The sequence below is a fragment of the Pseudonocardia sp. HH130630-07 genome (genome assembly GCF_001698125.1).
GTDB lineage: Bacteria > Actinomycetota > Actinomycetes > Mycobacteriales > Pseudonocardiaceae > Pseudonocardia.
In genome coordinates this window covers 576,727-590,762 of sequence record NZ_CP013854.1, presented here as the reverse complement: position 1 = coordinate 590,762, position 14,036 = coordinate 576,727, and the positions used below count along the sequence as shown (strand labels likewise).

Here is a 14,036-nt window from a genome sequence, read left to right as displayed (position 1 = left end):
AGGTGCACACCATGACTGCTGCCGACGGTTTCGCCGCCCGGATCCGGTCCGGGCAGAAGACGATCGGGTACTGGGTGGTGCTCGACAACCCGGTCGGCACCGAGCGGATCGCCCGCACCGGTTACGACTACGTCTGCATCGACGCCCAGCACGGGCTCGTCGACTCCCGTGCGGTGCTCTCGACGATCACCGCCGTCGACACCTTCGGTGTCGCGAGCCTGGTGCGGGTGCAGGCCAACGACGCCTTCTGGATCGGCCAGGCGCTCGACACCGGCGCCCGCGGCGTGATCGTCCCGATGGTCGACACCGTCGCCGACGCCGAGTCCGCCGTCGCCGCCACCCGGTACCCGCCGGTCGGGCGGCGCAGCTACGGCCCGATGCGGGCGCAGCTGCGGGTCGGCCCGACGCCCGCGGTGTCCGACGACGAGGTCGCCTGCCTGGTGATGATCGAGACCCCGGACGGCCTGGCGAACGTCGAGCGGATCGCCGCGGTGCCCGGCGTCGACGGCCTCTACGTCGGCCCCTCGGACCTGCGCCTGGCCCTCGGCGGGAGGACCTCGACCGATCCGGACCTCGACGCCGACTTCGACGCGGCACTGCAGCGGATCCTCGCCGCGGCGGACGCGGCCGGGATCGCCTGCGGCATCCACTGCCCGGACGGCGCCACCGCCGCCCGCCGGCTGGCGCAGGGCTTCTCCTACGCCAGCGTCGCCTGCGACGTCGTGCACCTCGAGCAGATCGCGAAGTCGCACCTGGACGCGGCGCGCAACGGTGGTGCCGCGTGAGGATCGAGCGGATCCGCATCGACAGGGCGAAGTTCGACATGGTCGACTTCGCCAAGCACCCGACCGGCTTCTCGCTGGTCTACGAGCCGGGCAGCCGCAAGCCCACCAGCGCCTACGCGATCCGGATCTACACCGACGACGGCGTCGTCGGCGGCTACGTGGGTGGCAACTCGGTCGCCGTCGCCCAGGTCGCGATGTTCGGCGACTACCTGATCGGCAAGGACCCGCTGCAGCGCGAGCTGATCTACAACGACGTGAAGCGCCAGCTCCGCAAGTTCGACAAGATGGGCATGGGCTTCGTCGACATCGCGCTGTGGGACCTCGCCGGCCGCACGCACGGTGCGTCGATCCGCACGCTGCTCGGCGGCTGGAAGACCCGGGTCCCGGCCTACGCCTCGACCGCGGCGGGCGACCGCAACGGCGGCCTGGACTCGCCCGGGGCCTACGCCGACTTCGCCGTGCAGTGCAAGGAGCTGGGCTACAGGGCCTACAAGCTGCACGTCTGGGACGTCTACGAGGTCTCCGAGGTCGTCGAGACGATCCAGCGGGTGCGCGCGGCCGTCGGCCCCGACATGGACCTCATGCTCGACCCGGGCTGCAAGCTGGAGACGTTCGCGCACGCCGTGCAGGTCGGCCGGGCCTGCGACGAGGCGAACTTCCTCTGGCTGGAGGACCCGTACAAGGACACCGGGATCTCGATCTTCGGGCACAAGCGGCTGCGGGAGCTGATCCGGACGCCGCTGCTGCAGACCGAGCACGTGCGGGGGCTGGAGCAGCACGTGGACTTCGTGGTCGGCGGCGGCACCGACTTCGTGCGCGCCGACGCCGAGTACGACGGCGGCATCACCGGCGCGCTCAAGATCGCGCACGCCACCGAGGGGCTCGGGCTCGACGTCGAGCTGCACACCCCGGGCCCGGCCCAGCGCCAGCTCATGGCGTCGCTGCGGAACACGAACTACTACGAGATGTCGTTCGTGCACCCGAAATCCAGCGAGATCGGCCGCAGCCAGCTCGTCTACGCCGACGACTACCGCGACGGCCTGGCCGCGGTCGACGCCGACGGCTGCGTCCCGGTGCCCGACGGGCCCGGGCTCGGCGTGGAGTACGACTGGGACCGCATCGAGGCGCACACGGTGGAGACCGTGGAGTACCGCTGAGTACCGCTGAGTGCCGGTGAGTACGGCCGAGTGCCGCCGAGCAGGGCCGGTTTCGCGACACCGGCTCCGGATGTGGTCACCCAGCGCTGATCGGGTGATGACGGAGCGCGAAATCTGACCGCTGGTGACGCCGGACTGGCCTGATCGGGTTACCGTGGGGTTCGTGATCGAGGTTCCGACCCCGGCCATCGCCGGGCTGCTGCTGCGCGCGGTACCTCAGCACGTCCGCCGGGACGCGCACGTGGCGATGCACGCGCTGGCGTCGTGGGGTGCGGCGTCGGCCCAGCTCGTGCAGGACTCCGGGGGCGGGGTCGCCGACCACGACGTGCACGTGGACGGCGACCCGCTGCAGATCCCGTACCGGATCGCCTACCCGTGGCCGTCGGCCGGGTACCTGGCCCGGCTCACGCCGCGCCGCCAGGCCGTCGTCGCGGCGTGGATGTCGCGCAACGAGAACGCCGGCATCCGCCAGCGTGCGGTGCGTGAGCTGTTCGGCGTGCACGAGCCGTGGGTGGTGCCGTTCGTGGTGCAGCTGTGCGGGGAGTACGTACACGAGATCGGAGCGGACGTCGCCCGGTTCGTCCGCTCCGAGCTGCCCCGCCACCCGGAGCTGCGGCACGCGTTCGCCCGGTTCGTCCGGGACAACCCCCGGTACCTGGCGACCACCCGGCACCGGGCCGTCGCCTTCCGGGATCTCGACCACCGCTGGCCGCACCGGGCGGACCCGGGCCGCGCCTACCCGCAGATCGAGGCGCTGGACGTCCTGTCCGCGCTCGCCTACCAGGGTGGTGCGGACTACCCCGGCGACCCGGCGCCGCCCCGGGTCCCGGCCGTCGCGTCCTGACCACGGACCCGGCGGCCGGCCGGGGTCAGGCGAACTCGGCCGAACCGCGGTCGAGGACGGTCGTCCCGCCGGCGACGGTCCGGAACGCCGCGCCGTCCCCGGTCCGCCAGACCGACACGGTCAGGTCCTGGCCGGGCACGACGGGGGCGGTGAACCGCGCGTCCATGCCGACGAGCCGCGTGGGATCGCCGTCGCAGACCGACGCGACGAGCGCGCGGGCGGTGAACCCGAAGGTGCACATGCCGTGCAGGATCGGGCGCTCGAAACCGCCCTTCGCGGCGAACACCGGGTCGCTGTGCAGCGGGTTCCGGTCGCCGGTCAGCCGGTAGAGCAGGGCCTGGCCGGGCGAGGTCCGGTAGGTGACCTCGTGGTCGGGCGCCCGGTCCGGGACCGGGGACGGCCCGGAGGTGCCGCGCCGGCCGCCGAAGCCGCCCTCGCCGCCCAGGAACAGCGACCGGGTCGCCGACGCCAGCGGCACCCCGGTCTCGGCGTCGACGGCCTCCGCGCAGGTCCGGACCAGCGCGCCGGTGCCCTTGTCCAGGACCTCGGTGACGGTCGCGGTGACCCGCGCCCTGCCCTCCACCGGCAGCGGCGCGTGCAGCCGGAACGACTGCTCGGCGTGCACCAGGCGGGACCGGTCGACGTCGCCCAGCGCGACGACCGCGGTGCGGGTGAACGTCTCGACGAACGACGGCAGCACGACGTTCCGGACGCCGTCGGTGTTCTCGGTGGTCAGCGACAGCTCGGCGGTCGGCTCCTCGGCGCCGGCCCCGACGGCCAGCGCGTAGAGCAGCACGTCGTCGCGCGCCCACGCGACGTTGACCGGCTCGCACTGCGTGCCCTCCAGATCGGCTTCCAGAGCCATGCAGGGCCTCCTCCGACAGCGCCTCGGTGATCACGAGAACCTATCCTGTGGGGAGCCCGGGACCCAACCCCCTGTCCGGTGGCTGACACACTGGTCGGCGGCCCGGCCGAGCACGGCCGGGCGCAGCTACCACGCAGGAGACTGAGGCGCAGTGACGGCATCACCGGAGGCGATCGAGCTGACGAAGGTGGCCGCGGCCGCCGCGGCGGACAAGAAGGCCGCCGACATCGTCGCCATCGACGTGTCCGACCAGCTCGCGCTGACCGACTGCTTCGTCCTCGCCTCCGCGCAGAACGAGCGGCAGGTGCAGGCGATCGTCGACGCGGTGGAGGAGAAGCTGCGCGAGCGCGGCAGCAAGCCGACCCGGCGCGAGGGCGACGCCGACAACGGCTGGGTCCTGCTCGACTTCACCGACATCGTCGTGCACGTCATGCACACCGAGCAGCGCGGCTTCTACGGTCTGGACCGGCTGTGGAAGGACTGCCCGACGATCGAGGTCCCGGCGCCGGACCCGGCCGCGACGGACGGCGACGGATGACCCTGAGCCGGCTCACCCTGCTGCGGCACGGCCAGACCGAGTACAACGCGGGCGGCCGGATGCAGGGCCATCTCGACACCCGGCTCACCGAGCGGGGCCGGGCCCAGGCCGCGGCGGCGGCCCCGCTGCTCGCCGGGTTCCCGTTCGACCGGATCATCACCTCGGACCTGAGCCGCGCGCACGACACCGCGTCCGCCGTCGCCGGGGCGACCGGGCTGCCGCTGTCGGTGGACAAGCGCCTCCGCGAGACGCACCTGGGTGACTGGCAGGGACGCACGGTCGACGAGATCGAGGCCGACGAGGCGGGCGCGATCGCCCGCTGGCGGTCGGACCCGCGCTGGGCGCCGCCGGGCGGGGAATCCCGGGTGGACGTCGTCGACCGGTCGATGCCGGTGGTCGACGAGCTCGACGCCCAGTACGCCGACGACCCGGCCGAACGCTCGGTGCTGCTCGTCGCGCACGGCGGCATGATCGCCGGGCTGGTCTGCGGGCTGCTCGACCTCCCCGAGTCGGCCTGGCCGGTGATCGGCGGGATGGGCAACGCCAAGTGGGCCGTCGTCGCCCGCCGGTCCGACCATCCCCGGTGGCGGCTCTCCGGGTACAACATCGGTGCCTGACCTGCTGGTCGTCGCCGACTCGCTGGCGTTCCACGGTCCCGAACGGCCCTACCCCGCCGACGAGCCGCGGTTGTGGCCCAACGTCGCTGCGGCCCGGCTCGGCGGCTCGGTGGAGCTGGTCGCCAGGGCCGGCTGGACGGCCCGGCACGCCTGGGCGGCGGTCAGCGGCGACCCCCGGGTCTGGGCGGCACTGCCGCGGGCCGGCGCGCTCGTGCTCGGCGTGTCCGGGATGGACGCGCTGCCCTCCCCGCTGCCGACGGCGCTGCGGGAGCTGATCCCGGTGCTGCGCCCCGCGCCGCTGCGGCACGCGGTGCGCTCGGCCTACCGCCGGGCCCAGCCGCGGCTGGCCCCGGCACTGGCCCGGCTGCCCGGCGGTGGCCCGGCCACGCTGCCCAGCCGGCTCACCGTCGCCTACCTGGAACGGTGCCGCGCCGCGGTGCACGCGATCCGGCCCGGGCTGCCGGTCGTGGCGCTGCTGCCGTCGGTGCACCGGGCCGCCGACTACGGGTTCGCGCACCCGCACCGGGCCGCGACCGAGGCCGCGGTCCGGTCCTGGGCGGCCGCCGCCCCGGACGTCTCGGTCCTGGACGTCCCGCGGCTCGTCGGTGCGCACGTGCTCGGTGGGCACGGCAACCCGGACGGCATGCACTGGGGCTGGGCCGGGCACCGGCTGGTGGGCGAGGCGCTGGCCGCGCAGCTGGACCCGGCGCCCGTCCCGGCCGGGGAGGAGCGGGCGTGACCCTGCTGGGCATCGATCTGGGTACCACCTCGGTGAAGGCCGCGGTGTTCGACGAGGACGGCGTCCGGGGCGCCGGCGCGGCCCGCCGGCACCCGACGCACCGGCCACGGCCCGGCCACGCCGAGCAGGACCCGGCGGACTGGTGGGCCGGGCTGTGCGGGGCCGTGGCCGATCTCGGCGCCGCGGGAGCGCTGCGCGGGGTGACGGCGGTCGGTCTCTGCTCGCAGGTCAACACGCACCTGGTCGTCGACGCCGGCGGTGTCCCGGTGCACCCCGCGATCACCTGGCAGGACGGCCGGTGCTCGGCCGTCGCCGCGTCCCTGGGGGACCGGCTCGCCCCGGCGGAGCGCGCGCGGGTGCGCGGCGGGCTCGGCGTCGTGGACGCCTCGCACCCGGTGGCCCGCGCCGCCTGGCTGGCCGGGCACCGGCCGGACGCCTGGGCCCGCGCCACCCGGCTGCTCGCGCCGAAGGACTGGCTGCTGCTCCGGCTCACCGGCACGGCGGTGGCCGATCCGCTGTCGGCGGTCGGGCTCGTCGAGCCGGACGGCGCCGGGTACCCGGACTGGCCGGACCTGCTGGTCCCCGGCCTGCTCGACCGGCTACCGCCGCTGGCCGACCCGGCGTCGGTGGCGGGGGAGACCACCGGTGCCGGGGGTCTCCCGGCGGGCCTGCCGGTCGCCGTCGGGACGATGGACGCCTGGTCCGCGCTGCTCGGCGGCGGGATCGCCGCCCCGGGCGACGCCATCGACATCGCCGGGACGTCCGAGGTGCTCGCGATGGCGGCCCGGCCGGGCGGCACGGCACCGGGCGTCGTCACGTTCCCCACCTGGCGCGGGCTGCACGTGCACGCCGGGCCGACCCAGGCCGGTGGCGACGCGCTGGTCTGGGCCGCCGGTGCGCTCGGCCTCGGCGTGCCCGAGCTGCTCGACCTCGCCGGGACCGCGACCACGGGCAGCGACGGACTGCTGTTCCTGCCGCAGCTCGCCGGTGAGCGCGCACCGGTGTGGGACCCGGAGCTGCGCGGGCACTGGCTGGGCGCGACGTTCGGCACCGGGCGGGCGGAGCTGGCCCGCTCGGTCCTCGAAGGGGTGGCGCACGTGGCCCGGCACGTCCTCGGACCGCTGGAGCAGGCCGCCGGGCACCCGGCGCAGGCACTCACGGTCTGCGGCGGGGGATCCGCGAGCGACCTGTGGTGCCAGGTCAGGGCGGACGTGCTGGACCGGCCGCTGCGCCGGGCCGCCGAGCGGGACGCCGGGGTGCTGGGTGCGGCGATGCTCGCCGCACTGGCCACCGGCACCGCCGGTTCGGTGCCGGAGCTGGCGGCACGGATGGTCCGCACCGAGCGCGAGTTCCGGCCCGATCCCCGGGTACGGGCCCGGTACGACGAGGCGCACGAGCGGTACCGCGCCGCCCAGCGGGCGCTGGCCCCGCTGTTCACCGGGGGCGCCGGTCCCGGCCGGTAGTCTCCGCCGGGTGCCCAGCCCGCCGGTCGCCGTGGTCACCGACTCCACCGCCCACCTCCCGCCCGGTGCGGCGCGGCGGCGCGGGATCCGGGTCGTCCCGCTGGAGGTGCGTCTCGGCGACCGGACCGCGCGCGACGGCGTCGACGTCACCCCGGACGAGCTGGTCGCCGCGCTGGCCGAGCGGAACCTGCTCGTGCAGACCTCGCGGCCCTCGCCGGCCTCATTCGCGGAGCGCTACCGCGAGATCCTCGACGCCGGGGCGCCCGGGATCGTGTCGGTGCACCTGTCCCGGGAGCTGTCCGGCACCTGGGACGCCGCCCGCGCCGCGGCCCGGGAGATCGCGCCGGACCGGATCCGGGTGGTCGACTCCCGGGCGATCGCGATGGGGCTGGGCTTCGCCGTGCTCGCCGCGTCGGACGCCGCCGCGGCCGGTGCCGACGTGGCCCGGGTCGAGGCCTGCGCGGCGTCCGTGGCGGCCCGGTGCCGGGTCCTGTTCGCGGTCGCCGACCTGGAGCGCCTGCGCCGCGGCGGGCGGATCGGCGCGGCGCAGGCGTTGGTCGGCGCCGCGCTGTCGGTCAACCCGCTGCTGCACCTGACCGAGGGGCGGATCGCCCCGCTGGAGAAGGTCCGGACCCGGTCGCGGGCCACCACCCGGCTGGTGGCGCTCGCGGTCGCCGCGGCCGGCGGGCCCGGGGCCCGGTTGGCGGTGCACCACCTCGGGGCGCCCGAACGGGCGGAAGACATCGCCGACCGGCTGCGCGAGGAGCTTCCGGAGGCGTCCGAGCTGCACGTCTCGGAGGTCGGCGCCGTACTCGGCGCGCACACCGGGACCGGTGTGGTGGGCGTCGTGGTCGTCCCCGCCGGGTCGACGGACGAGGAACACCCCGGCGGAACCTAGCACCGGGCCCCGACACCCGGGTCCGGTGCAGGCCTGCCGGGCGCGATCGGTCCCCAAGCCGTCGATCGATCCACAGCCCCGCGGATCGCCGGTGCACCCGGCCGGATCGTTCGTAGCGTCGGGGAGGTGACGCACCCGGCCCTGTCCCGTGACCCGTCCCGGCGTCTCGCCGGGCTGGGCGGGCGCCCGGGGCCCGGTCCGCGCCCGCCGGAGGGTCCCCGGCCCGACCCACCGACGGTGCCGCTCCCGCTCCCGCGCCCGGGCGGCGGCCACCGTGGCCCGGTCCCGGGCCGCGCGGAGCCGCCCGGCGCGGGGCCGGACCGCCCACCGCCCGGTGGCCGCCCGTCCTGGTGGCGCCGCGCCCTGCAGCGGTGGCTGCCGCCGTCGCTGCAGGGCGCGCGGGTGGATCCGGGGCGGCCGGGGGCGGTCGCCCTGGTGGCCGTGGTGCTCGTCGGTGCGGTCGTCGCCGGCGTGGGTGTGTGGTCGGGCCGGCCCGTCGCGCAGCCCGTGACCGGGCTCCCTGCGGTCACGGCCTCCGACGGGCCCGGCCCGGCCGACCCGGTGGCCGCCCCGCCGGCGGCGCCCGGACCGCTGGTGGTCAGCATCGTCGGCCGGGTGAGCAGGCCGGGGCTGGTCCGGGTGCCCGCCGGGGCCCGGGTGGCCGACGCGGTCCAGGCGGCGGGCGGTGCGCTCCCGGGCACCGATCTCGCCGTGCTCAACCTGGCCCGCCGGGTCGGCGACGGCGAGCAGATCGCGATCGGCGTACCGCCCGCCGCCGACGGATCGCCCGTGCTGCCCGAGCCCGGCGGGGAGCCGGCGTCCGGGGCCGAGCCCGGCACCCGATCCGGCACCGAGCCCGGAGCCGGAGCCGCCGCGGCGGGTGGATCGGGCGGTGCACCCGGTGCCGCGGTGGACCTCAACACGGCCACGGCCGCCGATCTCGACGCGCTGCCGGGCGTCGGGCCGGTGACCGCCGGGAAGATCATCGACTGGCGGGCGGCCAACGGCCGGTTCAGCCGGGTGGAGCAGCTGCGGGAGATCGACGGCATCGGTGAGCGCCGGTTCGCGAACCTCCGGCCGCTGGTGCGGGTGTGACCGCCCGGGCCGGGCGCCGGGGCCGCGCCCGCGAGAGCGATCCGGCGGACCGACCGGCTCCGCCGGACCTGCGGCTGGTCCCGGCGGCGCTCGCCACCTGGGCGGCGGTGCTGTGCGGACTGCTCGGCGGCCCCGCCGGGGGGATCGCCGCCGCACTGGTGGCGGCGGCCCTGGTGATCACGGCGGTGCTGCGGTCCCGGATCAGCGCCCGGGCCGCGGCTCCGGCCGCGACCGTCCTGGCGGCCGGTGGCTGTGCCGTCGTGGCCGCGGTGCTCGTGACCGGCCACGCGTCCGGGGTGGCCGGGCACCCGCTGCGTGCGCACGCCGACCGCGGCGCCGCAGCGGAGGTGCGGGTGGTGCTCACCGACGACCCGCGGGAGCTGCGGTCCGCGGCCGGTGCGCAGGCGCCGGGGCGGGCCACCGCACTGGTCCCGGCGGAGCTGGTGTCGGCCACGGCGGGGGACACGCGCTGGGTGAGCGGCGGGCGGATCCTGCTGCTGGTCCCGGCCGAGGGCTGGACCGGCCTGCTGCCCGGCCAGGAGGTCTCCGCGGCCGGGCTGCTCGCCCCGGCGCAGCGCGCCGACCTCACCGTCGCGGTGCTGCGGGTCCGGGGTGCGCCGCAGGACGTCGCGGCCCCGCCGTGGTGGCAGACCGGCGCCGGTGCCCTGCGCGACGGGCTGCGCGCCGCGGCGTCCGCCGCGCTGCCGCCGGCACCGGCCGGGCTGCTGCCGGGTCTCGCGATCGGCGACGTCCGCGCCCAGCTCCCGGAGACCGAGGAGGACTTCCGCACCGCCGGGCTCGCGCACCTGGTCGCGGTCTCCGGAGCCAACGTCGCGATCCTGACCGGCGCCGTGCTGCTGGTCCTGCGGCTGTTCCGGGCCGATCCGCGGATCGCCGCGGCGGCGGCGATGCTCGCACTGGTCGGCTTCGTCGTGCTCGCCCGGCCCTCCCCGTCGGTGCTGCGCGCCGCGGTGATGGGGGCGGTGGTGCTGCTGGCGCTCGCGGCCGGGCGGGCCCGGTCGGCGGTCCCCGCACTGTCGACGGCGGTGCTGGTCCTGCTGCTCCACGACCCGGCGCTCGCCGTGGACGCCGGGTTCGCGCTCTCGGTCGTCGCCACCGGGGCGCTGGTGCTGCTCGGGCCCGGCTGGGTGGCCGCCCTGCGCGCGCGTGGCCTGCCGCCCGGCCCGGCCGAGGCGCTGGTCGTGCCGGTGGCCGCGGCGATCGCGACGGCACCGCTGATCGCCGGGCTGAACGGGCAGGTCGGGCTCGTCACGATCGCGGCGAACCTGCTGGCCGCCCCGGCGGTGGCGCCGGCGACCGTGCTCGGCGTGCTCGGCGCGGTCCTGTCGGCGGTCTCGCCGGAGGCGGCCTGGCTGTGCGCCTGGCTCGCCGGGCCGTTCGTGCGCTGGCTGGTGCTCGTCGGGGACCGGGCGGCGGCGGTGCCGGGTGCGACCGTGCCGTGGCCGGCCGGCACCGGGGGCGCGCTGCTGCTCGCGGGGCTGCTGCTCGCGCTGCTGGGGATGGGCCGGGTACCGCGCTGGCGGGCGCTGCTGGTGGCCCTGCTCGTCGGGGCGCTGGTGGTGCTGGTCCCGACCCGGTTCGCCCCGCCCGGCTGGCCGCCCGACGGGTGGCGGATCGTGGCCTGCGACGTCGGCCAGGGCGACGCACTGGTCCTCGCGACGGCCGTCGCGGGGCACGCGGTGCTCGTCGACGCCGGGCCCGCCGACGACGCGGTCGACGCCTGCCTGGACCGGCTCGGGGTCGAGGTGCTGGACCTGGTCGTCCTCAGCCACCTGCACGCCGACCACGACGGCGGGCTCGCCGGGGCGCTGCGGGGCCGGGCGGTCGGTGCGGTGGCGGTGGGACCGGTGCGGGATCCGGCGTCCGGCCTGCGCGCGGTCGCCGCCGCGGCGGCGACCGCGGGCGCTCCCGTCGTGGGGCTGAGCCGGGGCGTCGTGCTGGAGCGGCCGGGCCTGCGGCTGGAGGTGCTCGGCCCGGTGCACCCGCCCGCCTCCGTCGACGGCGAGGACGGCACGGCCGTGAACGACGGCTCGCTCGTCGTCCGGGCGAGCACACCGGTCGGCACCGTCCTGCTGACCGGTGACGTCGAGCTGGCCGCGCAGGACGACCTGCTCGCCTCCGGCGCGGACCTGCGGGCCGACGTGCTCAAGCTCCCGCACCACGGTTCGCGCAAGACCCTGCCCGAGCTGCTCGGCGCGGTCCGGCCCCGGGCGGCGCTCGTCAGCGTGGGGAACGGCAACACCTACCGGCACCCGGACCCGGAGCTGGTCGACCGGTTGCTGCGTTCGGGCGTCGCCGTCGCGCGGACCGACCGCTCCGGCGACGTGGCGGTGGCCGGAGCGGACCCGGCGTCGCTGCAGCTGGTCGCCCGGGGCGGGCCACGCCCCGCTCCCGGGCGGCGGAACCGCCGGGCCGGTCGTGCGGGATCAGCCGCGGCCGGCCAGCGCCTCGCGCACCGCGGCGCTGGTCGACGGCACGGTCGCGGTCGGCCCGACCTGGCCGGACACGGCGTCGAGGGTCTTCAGGCCGTCCCCGGTGATCATGAGGACGGTCTCCGCGTCCGGGTCGAGCGCGCCGGCCTCGAGGAGCTTCCTGGTGGTCGCCACCGTCACCCCGCCCGCGGTCTCGGCGAACACGCCCTCGGTCTCGGCCAGCAGCCGGATGCCGGCGACGACCTCCTCGTCGGACACGTGGCCGATGGAGCCGCCGGTGCGCCGCACCGAGTCCAGCACGTAGGGACCGTCCGCCGGGTTGCCGATGGCCAGCGAGCGCGCGATGGTGTCCGGCTTCTGCGGCTGGATCACGTCGTGCCCGGCCTCGAACGCCGACGCGACCGGCGAGCACCCGGTCGCCTGGGCACCGAAGACCGTGTACGGGGTCGGCTCGACCAGGCCGAGCGTGCCCAGCTCGGTGAAGCCCTTGTCGATCTTGGTGAGCTGCGAGCCGGACGCGACCGGCACGACGACCTGCTGCGGCAACCGCCAGCCGAGCTGCTCGGCGACCTCGTAGCCCAGCGTCTTCGAGCCCTCCGCGTAGTAGGGCCGCACGTTCACGTTCACGAACGCCCAGTCCTCGTGCTCGGCGGCGAGCTCGGTGGCGAGCCGGTTGACGTCGTCGTAGTTCCCGTCGACCGCGAGCAGCGTCCCGCCGTACACCGCGGTCGTGATGATCTTCGGCTGCTCCAGCGAGGACGGGATGAGCACGACCGAGTCCCAGCCGGCCCGGGCCGCCGCCGCCGCGACGGCGTTCGCCAGGTTGCCCGTGGAGGGACAGCACAGCACGGAGAAGCCCAGCTCACGGGCCGCGGCCAGGGCGACCGCGACGACGCGGTCCTTGAACGAGTGGGTGGGGTTGCCGGTGTCGTCCTTCACCCAGATCTTGCGGACCCCGAGGGCCTTGGCCAGGTTGTCGGCCTGGATCAGCCGGGTCAGGCCGGGCTCGGTGTTGGGGTGCTCCTGCACGGTGGAGGGCACCGGGAGCAGGTCCTTGTAGCGCCAGATCGACTTCGGCCCGGCCTCGATCCCCGCGCGGGTGACCTTCGGGAAGTCGTAGGCGACCTCGAGCGGCCCGAAACAGCGGGGACAGGCGAACTCCGCGGCCAGCGGGACCTGGTGCCGGCACTCGCGGCAGGACAGGGCCCGGGCGGAACCCAGGTCGTAGGACGTGGTTTCGGGGACAGCAGTGAGAGTCACGAGATCTCCTCATCTGTCCCGCCGGAAGCGGCGGGCGGAATTGGCACCGTGTTCGTCGACGTCCTCGCCACGCGGGTGCGCGGCTCGGGCGGATCGTCGTGCGACGCCGGTTGCCGGGGCTTCAACGGGCCGTTCCCTCTGCCCCTCTGGATGAGCCATATTCGGTTGTGGCCGAGCGAAGATCACCCGGCTGTGTGTCCGGGACGGTACTGGACACGGTGCGCGGCTGGCCAGCGGATCCACCCGGATCGGGACGCGGCTCACCGGTTGTCGGGGGTGTGGGCCACGATGGTGGGCGTGAGCAGGACTCGTGACACCGGGCCGCCCGCACCGCTGCAGCTGGTGGTCGGCGACGAGGAGTTCCTGGCCGAACGGGCGGTGTCCGAGCTGGTCGGCCGGATCCGCGCCCGCGATCTCGAGGTCGAGCTGCGGCACTTCCGCACCTCCGAGGTCGTGCCGGGGGAGCTGGCCGGGCACCTGAGCCCGTCGCTGTTCGCCGAGGGTCGGGTGATCGTGCTCACACATGCGCAGGACGCGACGAAGGATCTCGTCGCGGCCGTCGCCGACTACGCCAGGGACCCGGCGGACGGGATCGTCCTGGTGGCGCTGCACGCCGGGGGAGCAAAGGGCAAGGCCCTGCTCGACGTGATGAAGAAGGCCGGGGCGCACGTCACCACCTGCAACCGGATCACCAGGGCGGACGAGCGGTCCGACTTCGTGCACGCCGAGGTGCGGCGGCACGGCGGGAGCATCACCAACGGCGCGCTCGCGACGCTTGTCGAGGCGGTCGGCTCGGACCTCCGGGAACTCGCCGCGGCGGCCGGGCAGCTGGTGGCCGACACCGGCGGGAAGATCGGCGAGCCCGAGGTGCGGCGCTACCACCGGGGCCGGGCGGAGTCCTCCGGGTTCGCCGTCGCCGACGCCGCCGTGGCCGGCGACCGCCGGGGGGCGCTGGAGGCACTGCGCTGGGCGCTGGTGCTCGGCGTCCCGCACGTCCTGGTCGCCGACGCACTGGCAGATGCGGTGCGCACGCTGGCCAAGGTCGGTTCCGCCGGCCGGGGCGACCCGAACCGGCTGGCCGGGGAGCTGGGCATGCCGCCGTGGAAGATCCGCAAGGCCCAGGGCGTGGTGCGCCAGTGGCGCCCGGAGCAGCTGGCGGTCGCCATCGCGGCCGCCGCACAGGTGAACGCCGAGGTCAAGGGTGTGGCCGCCGACCCGGAGTACGCACTGGAGCGGGCCGTCCTGGCCGTCGTGAACGCCCGCACCCCGCGCTGAGCGGGCGGGCCCGCGACGTGCGGACCACGACCGGAACACGACGGCGG

The 14,036-nt window shown here is 76.3% G+C and carries 12 protein-coding genes, 1 pseudogene and 1 riboswitch; of the genes and pseudogenes, 11 read left to right on the top strand and 2 right to left on the bottom strand.

Features of this window, described 5'->3' with window-relative positions:
• The first annotated feature begins 11 nt into the window (after positions 1-11).
• The 3 genes from AFB00_RS02865 (at position 12) to AFB00_RS02855 (ending at position 2,786) form a co-directional block, all read left to right on the top strand.
• Positions 12-785, top strand: a complete 774-nt coding sequence (locus tag AFB00_RS02865; protein ID WP_068795913.1) for an HpcH/HpaI aldolase family protein — start codon at positions 12-14, stop codon at positions 783-785.
• On the top strand, positions 782-1,942 hold the full coding sequence (locus AFB00_RS02860) for an enolase C-terminal domain-like protein (RefSeq protein ID WP_156819346.1): 1,161 nt from the start codon (positions 782-784) through the stop codon (positions 1,940-1,942). The genes AFB00_RS02865 and AFB00_RS02860 overlap by 4 nt, the downstream gene beginning before the upstream one ends.
• 163 nt (positions 1,943-2,105) lie before the next feature.
• Positions 2,106-2,786: a hypothetical protein gene (locus AFB00_RS02855; RefSeq protein WP_156819345.1), complete on the top strand. Its 681-nt coding sequence runs from the start codon at positions 2,106-2,108 to the stop codon at positions 2,784-2,786.
• A 25-nt stretch (positions 2,787-2,811) separates the two neighbouring features.
• Here AFB00_RS02855 and AFB00_RS02850 read toward each other — a convergent pair whose 3' ends face one another.
• Entirely contained in the window at positions 2,812-3,651 is an 840-nt protein-coding gene (locus tag AFB00_RS02850; protein ID WP_068795911.1) for a MaoC family dehydratase, read from the bottom strand.
• Positions 3,652-3,802: 151 nt separating this feature from the next.
• Here AFB00_RS02850 and rsfS point away from each other — a divergent pair, with 151 nt between their 5' ends.
• The 7 genes and pseudogenes from rsfS to AFB00_RS35720 form a co-directional block, all read left to right on the top strand.
• Positions 3,803-4,189, top strand: coding sequence for a ribosome silencing factor (rsfS, locus tag AFB00_RS02845; protein WP_068795910.1), 387 nt, complete (start codon positions 3,803-3,805; stop codon positions 4,187-4,189).
• Positions 4,186-4,806 (top strand): histidine phosphatase family protein, encoded by a 621-nt coding sequence (locus AFB00_RS02840; protein WP_068795909.1) that lies wholly within the window; start codon positions 4,186-4,188, stop codon positions 4,804-4,806. The genes rsfS and AFB00_RS02840 overlap by 4 nt, the downstream gene beginning before the upstream one ends.
• The gene (gene octT / locus AFB00_RS02835) at positions 4,799-5,545 is read left to right on the top strand and encodes a diglucosylglycerate octanoyltransferase (RefSeq protein WP_068795908.1); all 747 of its coding nucleotides are present in this window, start codon (positions 4,799-4,801) and stop codon (positions 5,543-5,545) included. The genes AFB00_RS02840 and octT overlap by 8 nt, the downstream gene beginning before the upstream one ends.
• Positions 5,542-7,008, top strand: coding sequence for a xylulokinase (locus AFB00_RS02830; protein WP_068795907.1), 1,467 nt, complete (start codon positions 5,542-5,544; stop codon positions 7,006-7,008). The genes octT and AFB00_RS02830 overlap by 4 nt, the downstream gene beginning before the upstream one ends.
• A 10-nt stretch (positions 7,009-7,018) precedes the next feature.
• Complete coding sequence (locus tag AFB00_RS02825; RefSeq protein ID WP_068795906.1) at positions 7,019-7,906, top strand: DegV family protein; 888 nt, start codon at positions 7,019-7,021, stop codon at positions 7,904-7,906.
• Between the two features lie 126 nt (positions 7,907-8,032).
• The gene (locus tag AFB00_RS02820) at positions 8,033-9,001 is read left to right on the top strand and encodes a helix-hairpin-helix domain-containing protein (protein ID WP_231974185.1); all 969 of its coding nucleotides are present in this window, start codon (positions 8,033-8,035) and stop codon (positions 8,999-9,001) included.
• Positions 8,998-11,184: pseudogene (locus tag AFB00_RS35720) on the top strand (ComEC/Rec2 family competence protein); the annotation flags it as partial. The gene AFB00_RS02820 and the pseudogene AFB00_RS35720, both read left to right, overlap by 4 nt.
• A 264-nt stretch (positions 11,185-11,448) precedes the next feature.
• On the opposite strand, the gene thrC reads toward AFB00_RS35720, so the two are convergent.
• A complete protein-coding gene (thrC, locus tag AFB00_RS02810) occupies positions 11,449-12,714 on the bottom strand; it encodes a threonine synthase (RefSeq protein ID WP_068795904.1) in 1,266 nt (421 codons plus the stop codon).
• Between the two features lie 6 nt (positions 12,715-12,720).
• Positions 12,721-12,871, bottom strand: a riboswitch (SAM riboswitch).
• 131 nt (positions 12,872-13,002) lie between these two features.
• Between thrC and holA the strand changes: the two genes are divergently transcribed.
• Positions 13,003-13,989, top strand: a complete 987-nt coding sequence (gene holA / locus AFB00_RS02805) for a DNA polymerase III subunit delta (protein ID WP_083275942.1) — start codon at positions 13,003-13,005, stop codon at positions 13,987-13,989.
• The last annotated feature ends 47 nt before the right edge of the window (positions 13,990-14,036 follow it).